This window comes from Candidatus Thioglobus sp. (assembly GCA_028228555.1).
Classification (GTDB): domain Bacteria; phylum Pseudomonadota; class Gammaproteobacteria; order PS1; family Pseudothioglobaceae; genus Thioglobus_A.
On the sequence record JAOJBP010000001.1, the window covers coordinates 189,025 to 206,494 of the forward strand.

19 protein-coding genes and 1 pseudogene are annotated in these 17,470 nt (G+C 39.6%); 11 read left to right on the forward strand and 9 right to left on the reverse strand.

The genetic code is table 11. The features are described from left to right. Positions 1–2: 2 nt before the first annotated feature. Genes atpG through N9Y32_01055 form a run of 7 tightly spaced genes read right to left on the reverse strand, consistent with a single transcriptional unit; the run spans position 3 to position 4,868 of the window. Positions 3–866, reverse strand: coding sequence for a F0F1 ATP synthase subunit gamma (atpG, locus tag N9Y32_01025; protein MDB2589598.1), 864 nt, complete (start codon positions 864–866; stop codon positions 3–5). 9 nt (positions 867–875) lie between these two features. Continuing rightward, positions 876–2,417: a F0F1 ATP synthase subunit alpha gene (atpA, locus tag N9Y32_01030; GenBank protein MDB2589599.1), complete on the reverse strand. Its 1,542-nt coding sequence runs from the start codon at positions 2,415–2,417 to the stop codon at positions 876–878. Positions 2,418–2,444: 27 nt separating this feature from the next. Then, positions 2,445–2,993 (reverse strand): F0F1 ATP synthase subunit delta, encoded by a 549-nt coding sequence (locus tag N9Y32_01035; protein ID MDB2589600.1) that lies wholly within the window; start codon positions 2,991–2,993, stop codon positions 2,445–2,447. A 9-nt stretch (positions 2,994–3,002) separates the two neighbouring features. Next, on the reverse strand, positions 3,003–3,473 hold the full coding sequence (locus tag N9Y32_01040; protein MDB2589601.1) for a F0F1 ATP synthase subunit B: 471 nt from the start codon (positions 3,471–3,473) through the stop codon (positions 3,003–3,005). A gap of 32 nt (positions 3,474–3,505) precedes the next feature. Beyond that, on the reverse strand, positions 3,506–3,745 hold the full coding sequence (gene atpE, locus N9Y32_01045) for a F0F1 ATP synthase subunit C (protein ID MDB2589602.1): 240 nt from the start codon (positions 3,743–3,745) through the stop codon (positions 3,506–3,508). 23 nt (positions 3,746–3,768) lie between these two features. Further along, on the reverse strand, positions 3,769–4,623 hold the full coding sequence (gene atpB, locus N9Y32_01050) for a F0F1 ATP synthase subunit A (GenBank protein MDB2589603.1): 855 nt from the start codon (positions 4,621–4,623) through the stop codon (positions 3,769–3,771). After that, a complete protein-coding gene (locus N9Y32_01055; protein ID MDB2589604.1) occupies positions 4,605–4,868 on the reverse strand; it encodes a hypothetical protein in 264 nt (87 codons plus the stop codon). The genes atpB and N9Y32_01055 overlap by 19 nt, the downstream gene beginning before the upstream one ends. Before the next feature lie 151 nt (positions 4,869–5,019). Here N9Y32_01055 and N9Y32_01060 point away from each other — a divergent pair. Beyond that, a pseudogene (locus N9Y32_01060) lies at positions 5,020–5,142 on the forward strand (NAD(P)/FAD-dependent oxidoreductase). Between the two features lie 59 nt (positions 5,143–5,201). On the opposite strand, the gene recN reads toward N9Y32_01060, so the two are convergent. Continuing rightward, a complete protein-coding gene (gene recN / locus N9Y32_01065; protein ID MDB2589605.1) occupies positions 5,202–6,869 on the reverse strand; it encodes a DNA repair protein RecN in 1,668 nt (555 codons plus the stop codon). 15 nt (positions 6,870–6,884) lie between these two features. Beyond that, positions 6,885–7,703, reverse strand: coding sequence for an NAD(+) kinase (locus N9Y32_01070; GenBank protein MDB2589606.1), 819 nt, complete (start codon positions 7,701–7,703; stop codon positions 6,885–6,887). 88 nt (positions 7,704–7,791) lie between these two features. Here N9Y32_01070 and grpE point away from each other — a divergent pair, with 88 nt between their 5' ends. The 10 genes from grpE (at position 7,792) to ubiE (ending at position 17,464) form a co-directional block, all read left to right on the forward strand. After that, the gene (grpE, locus tag N9Y32_01075) at positions 7,792–8,337 is read left to right on the forward strand and encodes a nucleotide exchange factor GrpE (protein ID MDB2589607.1); all 546 of its coding nucleotides are present in this window, start codon (positions 7,792–7,794) and stop codon (positions 8,335–8,337) included. A gap of 294 nt (positions 8,338–8,631) precedes the next feature. Further along, entirely contained in the window at positions 8,632–9,270 is a 639-nt protein-coding gene (locus tag N9Y32_01080) for an adenylate kinase (GenBank protein ID MDB2589608.1), read from the forward strand. Between the two features lie 174 nt (positions 9,271–9,444). Continuing rightward, a complete protein-coding gene (gene dsbD / locus N9Y32_01085; GenBank protein ID MDB2589609.1) occupies positions 9,445–11,679 on the forward strand; it encodes a protein-disulfide reductase DsbD in 2,235 nt (744 codons plus the stop codon). Between the two features lie 90 nt (positions 11,680–11,769). Then, the gene (gene aroQ, locus N9Y32_01090) at positions 11,770–12,204 is read left to right on the forward strand and encodes a type II 3-dehydroquinate dehydratase (protein MDB2589610.1); all 435 of its coding nucleotides are present in this window, start codon (positions 11,770–11,772) and stop codon (positions 12,202–12,204) included. 13 nt (positions 12,205–12,217) lie between these two features. Continuing rightward, positions 12,218–12,661, forward strand: coding sequence for an acetyl-CoA carboxylase biotin carboxyl carrier protein (gene accB, locus N9Y32_01095; GenBank protein ID MDB2589611.1), 444 nt, complete (start codon positions 12,218–12,220; stop codon positions 12,659–12,661). A 5-nt stretch (positions 12,662–12,666) separates the two neighbouring features. Next, positions 12,667–14,019, forward strand: a complete 1,353-nt coding sequence (gene accC / locus N9Y32_01100) for an acetyl-CoA carboxylase biotin carboxylase subunit (GenBank protein MDB2589612.1) — start codon at positions 12,667–12,669, stop codon at positions 14,017–14,019. Between the two features lie 14 nt (positions 14,020–14,033). After that, positions 14,034–15,065 (forward strand): N-acetyl-gamma-glutamyl-phosphate reductase, encoded by a 1,032-nt coding sequence (argC, locus tag N9Y32_01105; protein MDB2589613.1) that lies wholly within the window; start codon positions 14,034–14,036, stop codon positions 15,063–15,065. A 17-nt stretch (positions 15,066–15,082) separates the two neighbouring features. Beyond that, complete coding sequence (gene erpA / locus N9Y32_01110; protein MDB2589614.1) at positions 15,083–15,436, forward strand: iron-sulfur cluster insertion protein ErpA; 354 nt, start codon at positions 15,083–15,085, stop codon at positions 15,434–15,436. Between the two features lie 146 nt (positions 15,437–15,582). After that, entirely contained in the window at positions 15,583–16,719 is a 1,137-nt protein-coding gene (locus N9Y32_01115) for a citrate synthase (GenBank protein MDB2589615.1), read from the forward strand. A 4-nt stretch (positions 16,720–16,723) separates the two neighbouring features. After that, the gene (ubiE, locus tag N9Y32_01120) at positions 16,724–17,464 is read left to right on the forward strand and encodes a bifunctional demethylmenaquinone methyltransferase/2-methoxy-6-polyprenyl-1,4-benzoquinol methylase UbiE (GenBank protein MDB2589616.1); all 741 of its coding nucleotides are present in this window, start codon (positions 16,724–16,726) and stop codon (positions 17,462–17,464) included. Positions 17,465–17,470 lie beyond the last annotated feature (6 nt).

Sequence of the window (17,470 nt, forward strand, 5' to 3'; positions counted from 1 at the left end):
TTTTATACTGCGGCTGCACCACTTACTATCTCAGAAATTTCCTGAGTAATTGCTGCTTGCCTTGCTTTGTTATATACCAACTCTAATTCATCTACCATATCACCCGCATTGTCAGTTGCACTCTTCATAGCAATCATTCTAGAAGATTGCTCAGAAGCAATGTTTTCCACCAATCCTTGATAAACAATAGCCTCAATGTACCTAACTAATAATGCACTTAACGCTGTTTGTGCATCCGGCTCATAAAGATAATCCCAGTGATGGTTCATACTTTCTGATTCTGAAGCAACCATTGGAATTAATTGTGCAGTTGTTGGCACTTGTGTCATGGTGTTTTCAAATCTGTTATAGGCAACTGACAATTGCTGAATCTCGTCATTGTCATATGCATCTAGCATAACTTTAACTGTGCCTAAAAGATCGTCAAAATGAGGTGCATCTCCAAGACCTGTCAATACAGACTTAATATTTAAACCTAAATTCTTGAAAAATGAAGTGGCTTTTTTACCAATGGTACAAATTTCAACCTCTATACCTTTTGCTTGATAGTCCGCCACTTCTTTTAACAGGCTTCTAAATAGATTAGTGTTCAAACCACCACACAAGCCTCTATCACTTGAAACGATAATAATACCAACACGTTTAAGCTCACCAACTTCTTTCATATAGGGATGCGTAAATTCTGGGTGTGCATTTGCCAAATGACTAATTACCTTAGTAATTTTTTCAGAATAAGGTCGCGACTCAAGCATCCTTTGTTGAGCTTTTTTCATTTTAGACGCGGCCACCATTTCCATAGCCGATGTGATCTTTTGAGTATTTTTAATACTCGCGATCTGCGTTCTAATTTCCTTTCCAGCTGCCATATTATTTATTTACCAAGTGTGGTTTGCCTTGAAATCATCAATTGCAGCTTGTAATTTGCTAGCAATATCATCATTATAATCGCCGTTCTCGTTGATGTCGTCCATTAACTCTGTTTGATTAGAGCCCATGTAGGCTAATAGTGCTTTTTCAAAATCAACTACTTTATTCGCTTCAAGATCATCCAATGATCCAGAGTTTGCAGCAAACAATGAAGTAGCTAGTTCAGCAACAGACAAAGGTTTATATTGGTCTTGCTTCATTAGTTCTGTCACTCTTTGTCCACGATCAATTTGTGCTTTAGTTTCAGCGTCAAGGTCTGAAGCAAATTGAGCGAAAGCTGCTAATTCCCTATATTGAGCTAAGTCTAGTCGAACACCGCCACCTAACTTCTTAATAATCTTAGTTTGCGCTGCACCACCCACACGAGATACTGAAAGTCCTGCGTTAATAGCGGGTCTAATACCAGCATTAAACAAATCCGTTTCTAAGAAAATCTGACCATCTGTAATTGAAATTACATTAGTTGGTACGAATGCTGAAACGTCGCCACCTTGTGTTTCAATAATTGGAAGTGCAGTTAACGAGCCTGTTTTACCTTTAACTTCACCGTTTGTCATTTGCTCAACATACTCTGCATTCACACGAGATGCGCGCTCTAATAAACGGGAGTGCAAGTAGAATACATCGCCTGGATAAGCTTCACGTCCTGGTGGACGTTTTAGTAGCAACGATACTTCGCGATATGCCCATGCTTGCTTAGTTAAATCATCATAAACAATTAAAGCATCTTCACCACGGTCACGGAAATATTCCGCCATCGAACAGCCTGCATAAGGAGCGATATATTGTAGCGATGGAGAGGAGGCTGCACCAGCATTGACAATAATTGTATTTTCTAATGCACCGTGCTCTTCAAGTTTGCGCACAACAGCTGCTACTGAAGAATCTTTTTGGCCAATAGCAACATAAACACAACGAATGCCTGTGTCTTTTTGATTGATAATTGCATCAATGGCAACAGCCGTCTTACCTGTTTGACGATCTCCAATGATAAGTTCACGTTGACCACGGCCAACTGGAACCATCGCATCAATTGCCTTAACACCTGTTTGAATTGGCTGGTCAACTGACTTACGCTCAATAACGCCTGGCGCCATAATTTCTAGTGGAAGAGACTCTGTTGTATCAATAGCACCTTTACCATCAATTGGCTGACCCAATGGGTTTACCACGCGTCCTAATAACGCTTCACCTACTGGTACTTCAACCAGTCTGTTGGTACATTTAACAATATCACCTTCTGATAGGTGAAGATAGCTGCCCAAGACAACTGCACCCACTGAATCTTGCTCAAGGTTAAGCGCCATGCCGAAGGTGTTATTTGGAAATTCAAGCATTTCACCAAACTGTACGTCAGCTAAGCCATGAATTCGAACAATACCATCACTTACACTAACAATAACACCTTCTGTGCGTGCCTCTGCTTTAAAGTCGAAACCTTCTATTTGTTTTTTAATTAAATCACTAATTTCGCTGGCGTTTAATTGCATAACCCTTCCTTTTATATAAATTTATAATTAATGTGTTGTAAGACGCAAGCTTAGCTCGTCTGAACGAGCTTTAATCGACATATCGATCACTTTGTCTCCTAATTTTATAACCAGACCACCAACAAGAGCATCATCAATAGTGGTCTCAATACTAACATTTGTATTGTATTTTTTACCAAGATCTGTAGCAATGCTTTTCTCTTCTGAAGCTGTTAACTTGTAAGCACTATAAACTTGAAATAATTTTGAATCCTCAAATTCATTAGCACGCTCTTCAAATAAAGTAAGAATACTAGGTAGTGCCTCTGTTCGGCTATTTTCCAGAATCAAAGATAAAAATTCAGCTTCTTTAGTATCCAGCTTTCTCTCAGCTATCTTTACTACCAAGCCTCGAATAGCATCACTTTTCTCTTGCCTTGTAACGCTTGGAGAGTCAAGATAGCGCTGCATCTTCTCATTATTCACAAGTGAAGCAGCTGCCTCTAATACTGACTTCCAGCCATCATATGACTTGTCTTGCTGTGCAATTTCAAATACTGCATTGGCATAAGGCTTGGCAATTGTTACTAATTCCATAATTGATTACTATAGTGTTTGAGACAATTTGTTAAGCATGGTCTTGTGCGTTTTAGCGTCCACTTCTTTAGATAAAACGGCGCTAACACCCTGCATCACAAGACTTGATACTTGGCTTTGCAATTCATTGCGCACCCGTACCTTATCTTGTTCAAGCTCTATTGTTGCTTGTGACTTAACTTTTTCTGCAGCTTGCAAAGCGACATCTTTAGCCTCTTCAACCATATTAGAGGCCTGCTTTGATGCATTAGCAATAATTTCAGAAGCTTGATCTTTTGACTGATTAATTAGCTCTTGTGCTTTTTGCTCAGCCTCTATCTGCTCTGAAAGTCCACGTTCTGCCGCAAGCAAGCCATCTTCGATATGCTTTTTACGCTCTTCCATTGCGGCAACAATTGGAGGCCAAATAAATTTCATGCAAAACCATGTAAACATGGTGAACATAATTAATTGGCCAATCATTGTCAAATTAATATTCATAGCTTAAACCTTTATCTTTAAATTAACAGTGTTTATCCGGCAACCGCAAATAAAATATACATTGAGATACCAACTGCAATCATTGGTACCGCATCAACTAGTCCCATTACAATAAACATCTGTGTTCTAAGCATTGGAATAAGCTCCGGCTGGCGCGCTGCACCCTCGAGAAACTTTGCGCCTAATGTACCAATACCTACTGCTGCACCTAATGCACCTAAGCCCATTAAAATTGCACCTGCTAAAAATAGCGTTCCTTGTACTTCTGTCATCTTCTACTCCTGTTTATAAAAAATTAATGCTCGTCTTTCTGATGAGCCATGTCCATATATACGATTACTAGTGTCATAAAAATAAACGCTTGTAATAATACAATTAAAATGTGGAAAATTGCCCACGGTAATGATAAAGTCCATTGCAAGTAAAACGGCAATAAGGCAATTAGAATAAAAATCATTTCTCCTGCATACATATTACCAAATAAACGTAATGACAATGAAACCGGCTTTGCAATAAGATTAACGCCTTCTAAAAAAAGGTTAAATATTATCATTTTTTTACCAAAAGGATGGAATGCTAATTCCGAACCAAAACCCGCTGCGCCTTTTTCTTTAATACTGTAAAAAATAATCAATATAAAAATACCAAGAGCCATACCAAAAGTGGCGTTTGGATCAGTGGTTGGAACCACTTTAAAAAATACATGATGAGGGTCTGCACCAAAAAAAGCACCAATTTGTTGGGCAAGGTGCGGTAACCAATCAACTGGAACAAGGTCCATGGTATTCATCAGTACAATCCAGATAAAGACTGTTAGCGCTAAAGGGGCTACCATTGGATTTTTGCCGCTGAAAGAGCCTCGAACATTTTCATTAATAAAATCAATGATGCTCTCAACAAAATTTTGCATTCCTGATGGTGTGTCGGCAGTCATGCGTTTACCAACCCGATAAAATAAGGATAAGAATAGAGCGCCTAATACAAATGAGACACCAAGTGTGTCCACATGAAATGCCATAAAGCCCATATCTTTTGCTGCTTCCGACGTGCTTGCAAATTCCCAAATACCTGTATTTGGATTTTGACCATAGGTCAAGTTTTGCAGATGATGCCTAATATATTCGGAAGATGTTAAGGTTTCAGATGCCATTGTAGGTAATAAGTTAAACTTAAATTAATTAAAAAAAAACTCAATATAACGCCAAATGGATCTAATTGTTGCATAGCCAGCACAAGCAAAACCCCAACTAACATAAGCCTCTCTATTAAAGAAATCCTGGATAGACCTATAATCTTTCCAGGATTTCTTATATTTTTAAGCTTAAGCTGTTGGATTCTCCAATACAGCAGACCTTGGTTTATAATGGCAATCAAGCCCCCGACAACAATTTCCATAGGTGAAATCATTATACATAAACCAGCTTACCGGCGTCAAATGTTTTTTTATATTATGAATATATGTACCGGACTCATTTTGAATTTTAATATCACAATGTTTTAATACATTTGACAATGCTTAAAGACGTACAAGTGATGTAATTTAGGCAAAAAAGGTAAAGTGGTGTACCTAGCTAAAATTGCTTTTGAAAAGTTCTTTATTCGAAATATGAAAATTGGCAACCCAGCGCCGGGCTATCAAAAGTATATCTTTAAGATGTTAAAAATTTAACGTCTTAAGAAAAATAAAGTCTAGACAAAAAGCCGCGAAAGTTTTTTTATAAGTTGATTCTATTGAACACGACTACTAGTAATCATTTCAGCAGCAGCCACTCTTGCTTTGTCAGTAATGGTTGCGCCGCCTAAAATACGTGCCACTTCGTCAACCCTTTGCTCATCTTTTAGCTGTTCAACAGTAGTTTGTGCACCTTGTGCGTTTTGCACCTTGCTGACTCGCAAATGTTGGTGGCCAAACGAGGCCACTTGCGCCAAATGCGTAATACAGATAATTTGATAATTCTTAGCAAGCTCCTGCAGTTTTCTGCCAACAACTTCAGCCACTGCTCCACTAATACCAACATCCACTTCGTCAAAAATTAAGGTTGGCGTATATTCACTATCGCTACTAACCACCGAAATTGCAAGTGATATGCGCGATAGCTCACCACCTGAGGCAACTTTTTTTAGTGGCTTAAATTCTTGGCCCATATTAGTTGTCACCAAAAACTCTATTGATTCATGGCCGTTTAAATGCACGCCATCAGGCTTTTCATTAAGCCCAACTTTAAATTCACTGCCCGGCATGCCCAACACTTGCATGGCTTCTGTAACGAGTTTTGAGAGCTCGCCTGCTTTAGCATGTCGTGCTTTAGAAAACGCCTGTGCTTTATTTTGATATTGCTTGACAAGCACCTCGAGCTGATCATTCATTTCATCAATAGAGTTCGCGCCGCCGCCAATGTCTTCTAGTTTTATACTCAACTGATCACGCACTATTATCAATTCCTCAATTTGACACTGATGCTTGCGGCCCAGTGAATATAGCTCGGAAATTCGCTCCTCCATTTCCTGCGCACTCTGTCCATCGGTTGATAATCGGCTTAAATATTGTGTCAGCTCATAAACAGCCTCTTGAGTTTGCACTTGCGCCGAGCTGAGTAATTCAACCCCAGCCTGAAGCCTGTTGTCCATTTCAAATGCTTCAGACAATTGCGAGCTGAGCGTTAATAACTGCGCATTTGCACCCGTCTCACTCTCTAGTTGATTTAATACATCAGACATCTTTTCATTAATCGCTTGAGAATTGGCACTGGTTTTAAAATTTGACTCGATGGTATTAAGCTCGTCTTGATCAAGCATTGCCTCATTGAGCTCTTCTACCTGATGCAAATATAACGCCTGCTGCTGCTCTATAATATCTTGATTATTAAGTAAATTATTTACCTTTTCACTCAATATCTTGTGCGCTTTGACTACTTCATTAAGTGCTTGCTTATCGGATTCCAATTGTGCAAATCCATCTAGTAGTTTCATCTGCTGGTCAGGTCGTAATAGTAATTGATGCTCGTTTTGGCCATGAATATCCAACAATAAATCGCCCACATTACGAACTGTCGATAGGGGCACGCTATTGCCATTGATAAAAGCTTTGGAGCGACCATCGCTGGTGATAACTCGGCGCAAGATACATTCACCTTCATCCTCTAAAGAGTGCTCAGACAAAAAATCCTGCACAGTTTGATTATGCTCTAAAGCAAATGCTGCACTAATATCGGCTTTTTCTTTGCCATGACGAACTAGGTTGGAATCGGCGCGAACGCCCAAAGCCAATCCCAATGCCTGTAGAAGAATAGATTTACCCGCACCTGTTTCACCGGTAACAGTGCTCATTCCTGGCTCGAAAGACAGATCAAGCCTCTCAACAACGGCTAAATTTTTAACGGTTAACTGCGATAACATGGCTAGATTTGCTTATTACAGCTTGGATCCCCAACGCAGTTTTGAGCGAATAATTTCAAAATAGTCATAATCTTTTGGATGCAATAAGTGCACAAAACTTGAGTGTTGTCGCACGCGCACCTCCTGATCTGATGTAATTGGAAAAGACTCTTGCCCATCTATATGTACGCTTACTCCTTCACTAGCATCTTTAACTCGAATCACTATCTCACTTCCACCAGGCACAAGCAATGGGCGGTGACTCATGGTATGCGGACAAATTGATACCAAACCAATTGCATTAACGCCCGGATGCATAATAGGTCCACCACTTGACAATGAATAAGCGGTTGATCCAGTTGGTGTGGTGATAATAAGCCCGTCTGCTCGCTGATTATTAACAAACTTGCCATCAATATAAACGTCAAATTCTATCATTTTCAACGCATCTTGGCGATTGACAACGGCATCATTTAATGCAATATTCTTATGTATTATTTGGCCATCTTGCTCAACTTGACACGACAATAAACAGCGCTCTTCTTTGGTAAACTCACCTTCAAGAACTTGAGAGACAACCTCGAACATTTTGCTAATCGATACATCAGCCAAAAAACCAAGACGACCAAGATTAATGCCTAAGATAGGAATATTGTTATCCACAAAAGTGCGCGCTGTATTAAGTAGCGTGCCATCGCCGCCCACCACAATAATCAAATCCGCTTGCTCGGCTATTTGCTCATTGGTGACAACGACGCCTGCGCCTTTATTTTGTAAAAATGATGACAGTTCTTCGGCGATGCCCTCGCTAACTAAATCATTGGGTTTTGTGATAATGCCGATCGTATTAAACATTGTTATATTCTTCTCTTGAATTCTTTAAAATAGCCCTTAGATAATTGGCTAATAATTAGCTCTAAATATACATTAATTGGACAACAAAATGACAAAAAAGCAAGACCAAGACGAAAGTGTTGAAAAAATTGACGATGAAAACATTGAAGCAACTGAACAAGAGGCGCCAGAGGATGATTTAGCAACTCAGCTCGAAGCTGCCCAACAGTCTACAAAAGACAACTGGGACAAGGTGCTTCGCGCGCAAGCTGAAATGGAAAATCTTAAGCGTCGAAATGCTAAGGACCTTGAGAATGCACACAAATTTGCACTCGATGGTTTTGTTAAAGCGCTCCTTGAAGTTAAAGATTCTTTGACGATGGGCTTAAAAACTGCCCAGGAAGATAGTGCATCGGTAGAAAGTATTACTGAAGGCCTGGAAATGACTGACAAGGTATTTGTGTCAACCCTAGAAAAATTTGGCGTTGAAATTATCAATCCTAAAGGTGAGGCGTTTAATCCAGAATTTCATGAGGCCGTCACCATGATACCTATGCCAGACCAGGAGTCTAATTCTGTTCTAGAGGTTATCCAGGCTGGCTTCACTCTTAATGGTCGCCTAGTACGTCCAGCGATGGTAGTAGTGGTCCAGTAGCTTTTTAAGCCTTATTCATCTACTATAAAAATATCGCAAATTATCGAAATCCCCAAAAAAGTGCTTAAAAACTAAGCATTTATAGGCTAAAAAGTCACTATTTAGTTTATTTTTAGACAGAAAACACGACTTTATTGGGGCTTCAAGCAAAATTTTGGATTTTTTAATAATGGGTCAAAAATTAGCTTAGATTGAAAATATCAGTTCTTTATGATATAATTTTCGCTCAATTTTGACCTGAAATAATTAAAAACTTGAGGCCAAATTTTTTATTAACCATTCCAAGGAAACATTATGAAATTAATTCTTTTAGGTGCTCCAGGTGCCGGCAAAGGTACTGTTGCAAAATTACTAACTAAAATTGACGGTTCAGTTCAGATCTCTACAGGCGACATTTTACGTGGTGCGGTAGCAGCAGGCACGGAACTAGGCAAACAAGCACAAGCAGCGATGAAAGCAGGTGATTTAGTCTCTGACGATTTAATCATGGGCATTATGGAAGAACGCCTTCAAGAAGATGACTGTAAATCTGGCTACTTATTGGACGGCTTCCCTCGCACAATTCCACAAGCAGAGGCTTTAAAAGCTTTACTTGAAAAAATGGGTGAAAAGTTAGACGCTGCTGTAGAAATTGACGTCCCTCGTGGTGTAATTCTTGATCGTCTTACCACGCGTCGTACTTGTGAAAGTTGTGGCGCAATTTACAACACCAAGTCTAATCCTACTAAAGTTGAAGGCGTTTGTGACAAATGTGGTGGCGCTGCAGTTCAGCGTGAAGATGAAACTGAAGAAGCAATTAGCAACCGTTTAAACGTTTACAACGATCAAACTGCACCTCTAGTTGGTTTTTACAAAACAGAAGGCTTGTTGCTTTCTGTTAATGCAACTTCGTCTGACGCCGTTATTGATGCAATCAAAGCTAAAATTGGCTAAAGCTTTCTAGCTTTTTTTTAAACGCTTAATGAGCGTTATAAAGTCCTTAAAAACCCCAGTTATATTTTTATATCTGGGGTTTTTTATTGCGTAAAATTATGTAACCATGCTAGGGGGTTTGTTTTAAGGTTGCATATGACTTATAATTCTCCTAGATATTTTGAGGAGAATCCTATGAAGCGTTTTTTATTGCCACTATTTTTGTTATTGCTCTCTAATTTTGCCCAAGCGCAAGGAGAGCTTTTACCAGCTGATGAGGCTTTTGCCTTTAAGGCTAGTGTGGTTAATGATGAAATCGTGCTAGATTGGAATATTGCCAATGGTTATTACCTTTATAAAGAAAAAATCAAAATATCGAGTGACTATTCTACGCAGTTAGGTGTGGCTAAATTTCCACCAGCTAAGATTAAAAATGACGAATTTTTTGGTAAAGTTGGAATCTATAGAAAGTCTGTCGAAGTCAAAATTCCAGTATTAGAGGGTGATGCAGATTCTTTACTAATGAATGTCGTTTTCCAGGGGTGTGCTGATTTAGGCGTTTGTTATCCACCTATCACCAAAGTAGTTGCACTAGACATTAGTACTTTGAAAAAACCCTCTTTGGTTGATAATGCTTTTGATATGTTTTCTCAGGTTAAGAAAAGCGCTCAATCGGTGGTTGATAAAATACAGCCAATTTCTGATGAGCCCCTACCTGCTGATGAGGCATTCAAATTTTCAGTTGTTGCCGTTGACGCCAATACGTTAGTTGCTTCGTGGGATATTCATCATGAGTACTATTTATATCATGATAAATTCTTTGTGGATGTTACGGGTGCAGAGTTTGGTACCATTAATTTCCCTAAAGGTAAAATCAAAGATGATCCTTTATTCGGTAAAGTACAGACCCATAAAGGCAGACTAGAGGTTACGCTACCGCTTAAAAATATCCAAACTCAAAATATCAGCTTTACAGCTCGCTACCAAGGTTGCTGGATGGGTGGAATTTGCTATCCGCCGCAAGAAAAAATTATCAAAATCACTTTACCTGTTCAGGCTGATACACCGCCAACAAGTATCACTAAAAAGTCGCCTGATTCAGCATCTTTAGCCCAAGTTAGCGCTCCTGACTCACTAAATGAGACAGACAAAATTGCAGCATTATTACAACAAGATAATATTTTTTGGGTGCTGCTCAGCTTCTTTGGTTTTGGTTTATTGTTATCACTTACCCCTTGCGTATTTCCAATGATTCCAATTTTATCGGGAATTATTGTTGGCCAAAAAGGTGAGATAACCACTCGAAAAGCACTGATCATGTCGATTGTGTTTGTCCTAGCAATGAGTGTTACTTATTCTATTGCAGGCGTTTTAGCTGGATACTTTGGTGAAAACTTACAAGTTTTATTCCAGACACCTTGGGTATTAGTAGTCTTCAGTTTGGTATTTGTTGCGCTGGCTTTTTCTATGTTTGGTTATTATGAAATTCAACTACCTGCTGGCCTACAAGCAAAAATTGCCAGTATGAGCAACAAGCAAGAAGGTGGTCATCTAATTGGTGTTGCCATAATGGGCTTCTTGTCAGCACTGATCGTTGGTCCTTGTGTTGCGCCACCTTTAGCGGGTGCGCTAATTTATATCGGCCAAACAGGCGATGCCTTATTGGGTGGATTATCGCTATTTGTTATGAGTCTAGGCATGGGCGCGCCACTAATTCTAATTGGTGCTGGAGTGTCTAAGCTACCTCGAGCTGGCGGCTGGATGGATAAAGTTAAATACGTTTTTGGTATTCTTATGCTGGCAGTCGCTATTTGGCTACTTGAACGCATTATCCCGTCTATTGCTTCATTAGCCCTTTGGGCGGCAATTCTAAGTATTTCACCAATTGCTATGGGTGTCTTAAATAAACTCATGGATACACCAAGCGCTTGGGCTCGAATCTTTAAAGCAATTGGCCTGTTGATCATGTTCTATGGTATTTTGCTTTGGGGCTTGGTTGCTCGTGGTGGTGGCGATATGTTGGCACCATTATCGGGTTGGGGCGCGTCTAACTCTCAAATAGCACAAGTTCATTTATCGTTTGAAAAAATAAAAAGTATCAATGATCTTGACCAGATTTTAGCGAAATCTAAAAAAAATAATCAAGTGGTTATGCTAGATTTTTACGCTGATTGGTGTATTTCTTGTAAGGAGCTAGAGCGATTTGTATTTAGCAACAAAGACGTTGTTGATGGTATGAAAAATGCTATCGCCGTCCAGGCTGATGTGACCAAAAATGATGCGACTGATAAAGCACTCATGGCCAAATTTAATATTATCGGCCCGCCTGGGATCTTATTCTTCAAGGGGGGTATTGAAGTCCGCTCTCAACGTATTATTGGTGAAATCAATGCCCAAGGGTTTCTTGAGCATCTAAATAAGGTTAAATAAACACTTAGTCGCTAAAAGTCGTCCAAATCTAACTAACACGCACGATGTTGGTGGTAAAATCAGTTTTATTTGAAAATTGTTATTAACGTTATGGACATCTTATTATTAAATGGCCCAAATCTAAATATGCTTGGCTCTCGCGAGCCAGAGCTTTATGGTGCGCAAACGCTTGATGACATTGTTAAGCGCCTAACTCAGCTTGCAGATGAAGCCGGTCTTAGCCTAGATCACCATCAAGATAATTCTGAAGTTGGTCTGATTGATAAAATTCACGCAGCTAGTAGCAATGGTACAAAATACATAATTATCAATCCAGCAGCATTTACACATACATCGGTTGCGTTGCGTGATGCGCTACTAGCTGTAGGCATTGAGTTCACAGAAATTCACCTGTCTAACGTTTATAAACGTGAAGACTTTCGTAAAAAATCTTATTTTTCAGACATTGCACAAGGGGTAATTTCAGGCTTTGGCTCTCAAGGCTATGAATTTGCAATGAGTGCAGCAATCAAACATATTAAATAAAGAGAGTAAAAAAATGGATATACGCAAAGTAAAAAAACTAATGGAATTGTTAGAGCAATCTGGCATGGCAGAAATTGAAATTCACGAAGGTGAGGAGTCTGTTCGGATATCTCGCTATGGCGACGCTCCAATGATGCCCGCACCGATGGCAATGCCGGTGGCTGCTGCTCCTGTAGCGATCGCAGAAAAGGTGGCACCTATTGATCCAGTTAAGGTTATTGATGGTCATCCAATCACATCACCAATGGTAGGAACTTTCTATGGCTCTGCTTCACCAACATCTGACTCATTTGTCTCTATTGGTCAGCATGTTAATCAAGGTGATACAATTTGTATCGTTGAAGCAATGAAGATCATGAATCAAATTGAAGCGGATCAATCAGGTACCGTGACTGAAATCTTGTGTAGAGATGGAGATGCTGTTGAATTTGGGCAAACGTTGGTTGTTATTAAATGATAGCAATGAAGAAGATTCAAAAAGTCCTGATTGCCAATCGTGGTGAAATTGCGCTTAGAGTTTTGCGAGCTTGTAAAGAGCTAGGCGTTAAAACCGTGGCTGTTTATTCAACAGCAGATAAAGATTTAAAACATGTTCGTCTTGCAGATGAGGCCGTTTGTATTGGTCCATATCCTTCAGCCGATAGTTATTTAAACATTCCGGCACTCATTGCAGCAGCAGAAGTAACCCATGCAGATGCTATTCATCCAGGCTATGGCTTTTTATCAGAAAGTGCTGATTTTGCCCAGCGTGTTGAAGAGTGTGGCTTTATTTTTATTGGTCCAAGGGCGAAAAATATTCGCGTTATGGGTGACAAGGTTGCCGCTATTGAAGCTATGCAAAAATCGGGCGTCCCTTGTGTGCCTGGCTCTGATGGCGCATTGGGTGAGAATCCAATCCAAAATATGGAAATTGCTCGTAATATTGGCTTACCAATTATCATTAAAGCTTCCGGCGGCGGCGGTGGTCGTGGCATGCAAGTCGTAGAGAATGAATCTGACTTAGCAAGCTCTATTGAACTTGCTAAGTCAGAAGGTTTAAGTTTTTTTGGCAATCCAGAAGTCTACATGGAGAAATTTTTAACCACACCTCGACATGTAGAAATCCAAATCCTTGCCGATGAGCATGGCAATGCTGTGCATTTGGGTGAGCGAGATTGCTCTATGCAACGTCGCCATCAAAAAGTCGTAGAAGAGGCGCCAGCACCCGGTATATCTCCAGAATTGCGTAACAAAATTGGCTCGATTTGTACTAAAGCGTGTCAGGCGATTAGTTATCGTGGCGCAGGTACATTTGAATTTTTATTTGAAAATGACGAGTTTTATTTCATTGAAATGAATACGCGTGTGCAAGTAGAGCATACGATTACTGAAATGATAACTGGTGTTGATATCGTGCGTGAGCAGATACTGATTGCTGATGGACAAAAACTGTCTTTCACACAAGATGATATCACCATTAAAGGCTACTCAATTGAATGTCGCATTAATGCCGAAGATCCTAACAACTTTATGCCTTCGCCAGGAAAAATCACGCAATATCATGTTGCTGGTGGCCTCGGTGTGCGTGTAGATTCGCATGTTTATAATGGTTATACCGTGCCACCACATTACGATTCAATGATTGGTAAATTAATCACTTTTTCTGATACGCGACTTGGTGCTATTGTTAAAATGAAAAATGCTCTGGATGAAATGGTGATTGATGGTATTAAAACCAACATTCCTTTACAAAGAAGAATTATGGAAGACAAAGTGTTTCAAAAAGGTGGCATGAATATTCACTATCTTGAAAAAATGCTTGGAGAACCACACTAAGATTTTATAAAATTATGATTAAAGCAGGCATTATTGGTGGCACCGGCTATACCGGTGTAGAATTATTAAGACTTCTTCATAACCATACTGGTGTTGAAGTGGTTGCGATTAGCTCTCGCTCTCTTAATGGAAAACGGGTTGATGGCATTTTTCCTTCACTAGTCGGGCATTCGGACCTTGTCTTTTCGCTGCCTAGTGACAATATTCTCAACACTTGTGACGTTATTTTCTTTGCAACACCCCACGGTGTTGCTATGGAAGGTGCGGGTGCTTTTATTGATAAAGGCATTAAAGTAATTGACCTAGGCGCTGATTTTAGAATTACAGATCAAACTGAGTGGTCTAAATGGTACGGCATGGAACATACTCAAGCAGAGCTACTTAATTCAGCTGTTTATGGATTGCCAGAAACCAACCGAGCTCAAGTTAAAGATGCAATGTTGTTGGCCAATCCAGGCTGCTACCCGACAGCTGTTCAATTAGCGCTAAAACCGCTTATTGAAAATAAGCTAATTAGCCTTTCTGGTATTGTTGCTGATTGTAAATCTGGAGTCAGTGGCGCTGGTCGCGGCGCTAATCAAGCCATGCTTTTATGTGAAACTAGCGAAAGTCTAAAATCGTATGGAGTTACTGGACATCGTCATTATCCTGAGATCAAGCAGGCCCTTGAAATCTTAGCAGGTGAACCAGTTAACTTTACATTTGTTCCTCATTTAGTGCCTATGATTCGTGGCATGCAGGCTACAATTTATGTAGATCTGCTTAATGAAAATATAGATATAAGACCTTATTTTGTCGATACCTATTCTAATGAGCCTTTTGTTACAATATTAGGTGATGGAGTTTATCCGGAAACGCGTAGTGTTAAGTCGTCGAACTTTTGCCAGATTTCAGTTCAGAAAATTCCGAATAGCAATAAGTTAGTTATTATGTCGGTGATTGATAATTTAGTTAAGGGTGCTTCCGGCCAAGCCATTCAAAATATGAATATTATGTTTGACCTTGATGAAACATCAGGACTAACATCCATTGGGTTATTACCTTAATTTACAGAGGCCTTAATATGTCAGAAACATTAGAATTAGAATCAGCAGATATTATTTTCAGCGATAACGCTGCTAATAAAGTATCAACATTGATTAAAGAAGAAAAAAACGATGATCTACGCCTAAGAGTGTATATCACAGGTGGTGGTTGTTCAGGTTTCTCCTATGGGTTTACGTTTGATCAAGAACATAAAGAGGGAGACTCGGGCGTTGAAAAAAATGGCGTTCAATTGGTAATAGACCCAATGAGCTATCAGTACCTTATTGGTGCAACTGTTGATTATTTAGAAGACCTTCAAGGATCGCGATTCATTATTCACAACCCTAATGCTAAAACTACTTGTGGTTGTGGCTCGTCTTTTTCAGTCTAGGGTGTTATTGGTCAAATTTTATATTATGAAGTTATTTTTTATATAATGAAAAATTGAGATTAATTCAAGGTAGCCTATTTAATAACAGTTAATAATAAGTATGGCTTCCCCGCTATAAGCATGAGGTGGCTTAATAAGGAGATAATATGATTGAATACATTCCAGGCCTTGCAGGCATTCCAGCAACAGAATCTTCCATCTCATCAATTGATGGGAAAAATGGTATATTGGCATATCGTGGCTACTCTATTAAAGATCTCGCAAAAAACGCCTCTTTCGAAGAGGTTGCAATGCTGCTTAGAGATGGTGAATTGCCCAGTGCAGAAGAGCTAAAAGAATTCCAATGTGTGCTTCATAAGCGGTACGAAGTTAAACGTAATATTCGCCAAATGATGTGGGCTTTGCCAACAGATGGCCACCCAATGGATGTTTTGCAAACTGCAATTGCAGCGATGGCTACTTTCTATCCAGGCGCAGGTGCAAAAGATCCAGATTCTGCTTTTACTCAAAATGCCCTCACTAAAATTATCGCCAACATGAGCACTCTGGTGGCTATGTGGGCGAGAATTCGTGCAGGCTATGATCCAATTCCACCTAGCAGACACATGTCTTATGCGAAAAATTTTCTTTACATGTCTTTTGGTGAAGAGCCAGATGATGATATTGTTCAGTTGTTCGACGCCTGTTTAATTTTGCATGCTGAACATACCATTAACGCTAGCACCTTCTCAGCTATGGTAACCGCCTCAACATTGGCCAACCCTTTTGCTTCAATTTCTGCAGCAGTAGGAACCCTAGCTGGCTCACTACATGGTGGTGCGAACGAAGATGTGCTTAAGATGTTGGACGAAATTGGAGATGTAAAAAATGTTCGTGGCTACATTGAAGGTCGACTAAAAAATAAACAGGTGATCATGGGAATGGGTCATCGCGAATATCGCGTTAAAGATCCTCGTGCAACTATCTTGCAAGAAATGATCGAAGCCTATATTAAAAAATCAGGCATTATATTATCTAAGCGTTATGAAACGGCATTAGAGGTGGAGCGGGTTTGTGAAGAGTTGCTTGCTCCAAAGGGCGTATATCCAAACGTAGATTTTTATTCAGGTATCTTGTATTCTGAAATTTTTAAAATTCCGAAAGAACACTTCACGCCAATTTTTGCCATGGCTCGTTCTGCTGGTTGGGCGGCACATTGGCATGAGCAAGTAGGGCAAAATAGAATCTTTAGACCAACTCAAATATATGTCGGTCAAGATTTTAGAGACTACCCAACTAAGTAAACTTATGAACAATACCACCCATTTTGGCTTTAAAGATGTAGCCACTGAAGACAAACAAGGCCTTGTAAGGGGTGTATTTGATTCAGTTGCTAGCAAGTATGATCTCATGAATGACGTCCTGTCATTTGGTGCTCATCGCTTATGGAAGCGCTACACTATCGCATCTTCAAATGTTAAAACGGGTGATAAAGTGCTTGATATTGCTGGCGGAACAGGCGATCTAGCCATTGAGTTTCGAAAGAAAGTTGGTGATTCTGGTCAAGTTATCCTATCTGATATTAACGCTGCTATGCTGGGTGAAGGTCGTAAAAACTTAATAAACAAAGGTATTTTTGGAGTGGATTATGTGCAGCTTAACGCCCAGCATCTGCCGTTTGAAGACAATACCTTTGATTGTGTTTCTATTGCTTTTGGCCTTAGGAATGTCACTGACAAAGATCAAGCATTGAGTGAAATGCAAAGAATTTTAAAACCAGGTGGCTGTTTGTTAATTTTAGAATTTTCGACCACAGACTCTGAATTTTTAAAAAAATTCTACGACTTTTATTCGTTTAATGTCATGCCAAAACTAGGTGGCATTATTGCTGATGATGAGGAGTCATATCAATATTTAGCAGAGTCTATCCGCAAGCATCCTGACCAAGAAACTCTAAAAAACATGGTACTTGAGGCGGGTTTTGGCTTTTGTGAATATCACAACCTTTCAGGTGGTATTGTGGCCCTTCATAAAGGTATAAAAACCTAAGACGTT

What these genes read in the sequence shown, in the direction of transcription:
- atpG (MDB2589598.1), bottom strand. Translation starts at nt 866, where the DNA reads ATGGCAGCTGGAAAGGAAATTAGAACGCAGATCGCGAGTATTAAAAAT.
- atpA (MDB2589599.1), bottom strand. Translation starts at nt 2,417, where the DNA reads ATGCAATTAAACGCCAGCGAAATTAGTGATTTAATTAAAAAACAAATA.
- N9Y32_01035 (MDB2589600.1), bottom strand. Translation starts at nt 2,993, where the DNA reads ATGGAATTAGTAACAATTGCCAAGCCTTATGCCAATGCAGTATTTGAA.
- N9Y32_01040 (MDB2589601.1), bottom strand. Translation starts at nt 3,473, where the DNA reads ATGAATATTAATTTGACAATGATTGGCCAATTAATTATGTTCACCATG.
- atpE (MDB2589602.1), bottom strand. Translation starts at nt 3,745, where the DNA reads ATGACAGAAGTACAAGGAACGCTATTTTTAGCAGGTGCAATTTTAATG.
- atpB (MDB2589603.1), bottom strand. Translation starts at nt 4,623, where the DNA reads ATGGCATCTGAAACCTTAACATCTTCCGAATATATTAGGCATCATCTG.
- N9Y32_01055 (MDB2589604.1), bottom strand. Translation starts at nt 4,868, where the DNA reads ATGGAAATTGTTGTCGGGGGCTTGATTGCCATTATAAACCAAGGTCTG.
- recN (MDB2589605.1), bottom strand. Translation starts at nt 6,869, where the DNA reads ATGTTATCGCAGTTAACCGTTAAAAATTTAGCCGTTGTTGAGAGGCTT.
- N9Y32_01070 (MDB2589606.1), bottom strand. Translation starts at nt 7,703, where the DNA reads ATGTTTAATACGATCGGCATTATCACAAAACCCAATGATTTAGTTAGC.
- grpE (MDB2589607.1), top strand. Translation starts at nt 7,792, where the DNA reads ATGACAAAAAAGCAAGACCAAGACGAAAGTGTTGAAAAAATTGACGAT.
- N9Y32_01080 (MDB2589608.1), top strand. Translation starts at nt 8,632, where the DNA reads ATGAAATTAATTCTTTTAGGTGCTCCAGGTGCCGGCAAAGGTACTGTT.
- dsbD (MDB2589609.1), top strand. Translation starts at nt 9,445, where the DNA reads ATGAAGCGTTTTTTATTGCCACTATTTTTGTTATTGCTCTCTAATTTT.
- aroQ (MDB2589610.1), top strand. Translation starts at nt 11,770, where the DNA reads ATGGACATCTTATTATTAAATGGCCCAAATCTAAATATGCTTGGCTCT.
- accB (MDB2589611.1), top strand. Translation starts at nt 12,218, where the DNA reads ATGGATATACGCAAAGTAAAAAAACTAATGGAATTGTTAGAGCAATCT.
- accC (MDB2589612.1), top strand. Translation starts at nt 12,667, where the DNA reads ATGAAGAAGATTCAAAAAGTCCTGATTGCCAATCGTGGTGAAATTGCG.
- argC (MDB2589613.1), top strand. Translation starts at nt 14,034, where the DNA reads ATGATTAAAGCAGGCATTATTGGTGGCACCGGCTATACCGGTGTAGAA.
- erpA (MDB2589614.1), top strand. Translation starts at nt 15,083, where the DNA reads ATGTCAGAAACATTAGAATTAGAATCAGCAGATATTATTTTCAGCGAT.
- N9Y32_01115 (MDB2589615.1), top strand. Translation starts at nt 15,583, where the DNA reads ATGATTGAATACATTCCAGGCCTTGCAGGCATTCCAGCAACAGAATCT.
- ubiE (MDB2589616.1), top strand. Translation starts at nt 16,724, where the DNA reads ATGAACAATACCACCCATTTTGGCTTTAAAGATGTAGCCACTGAAGAC.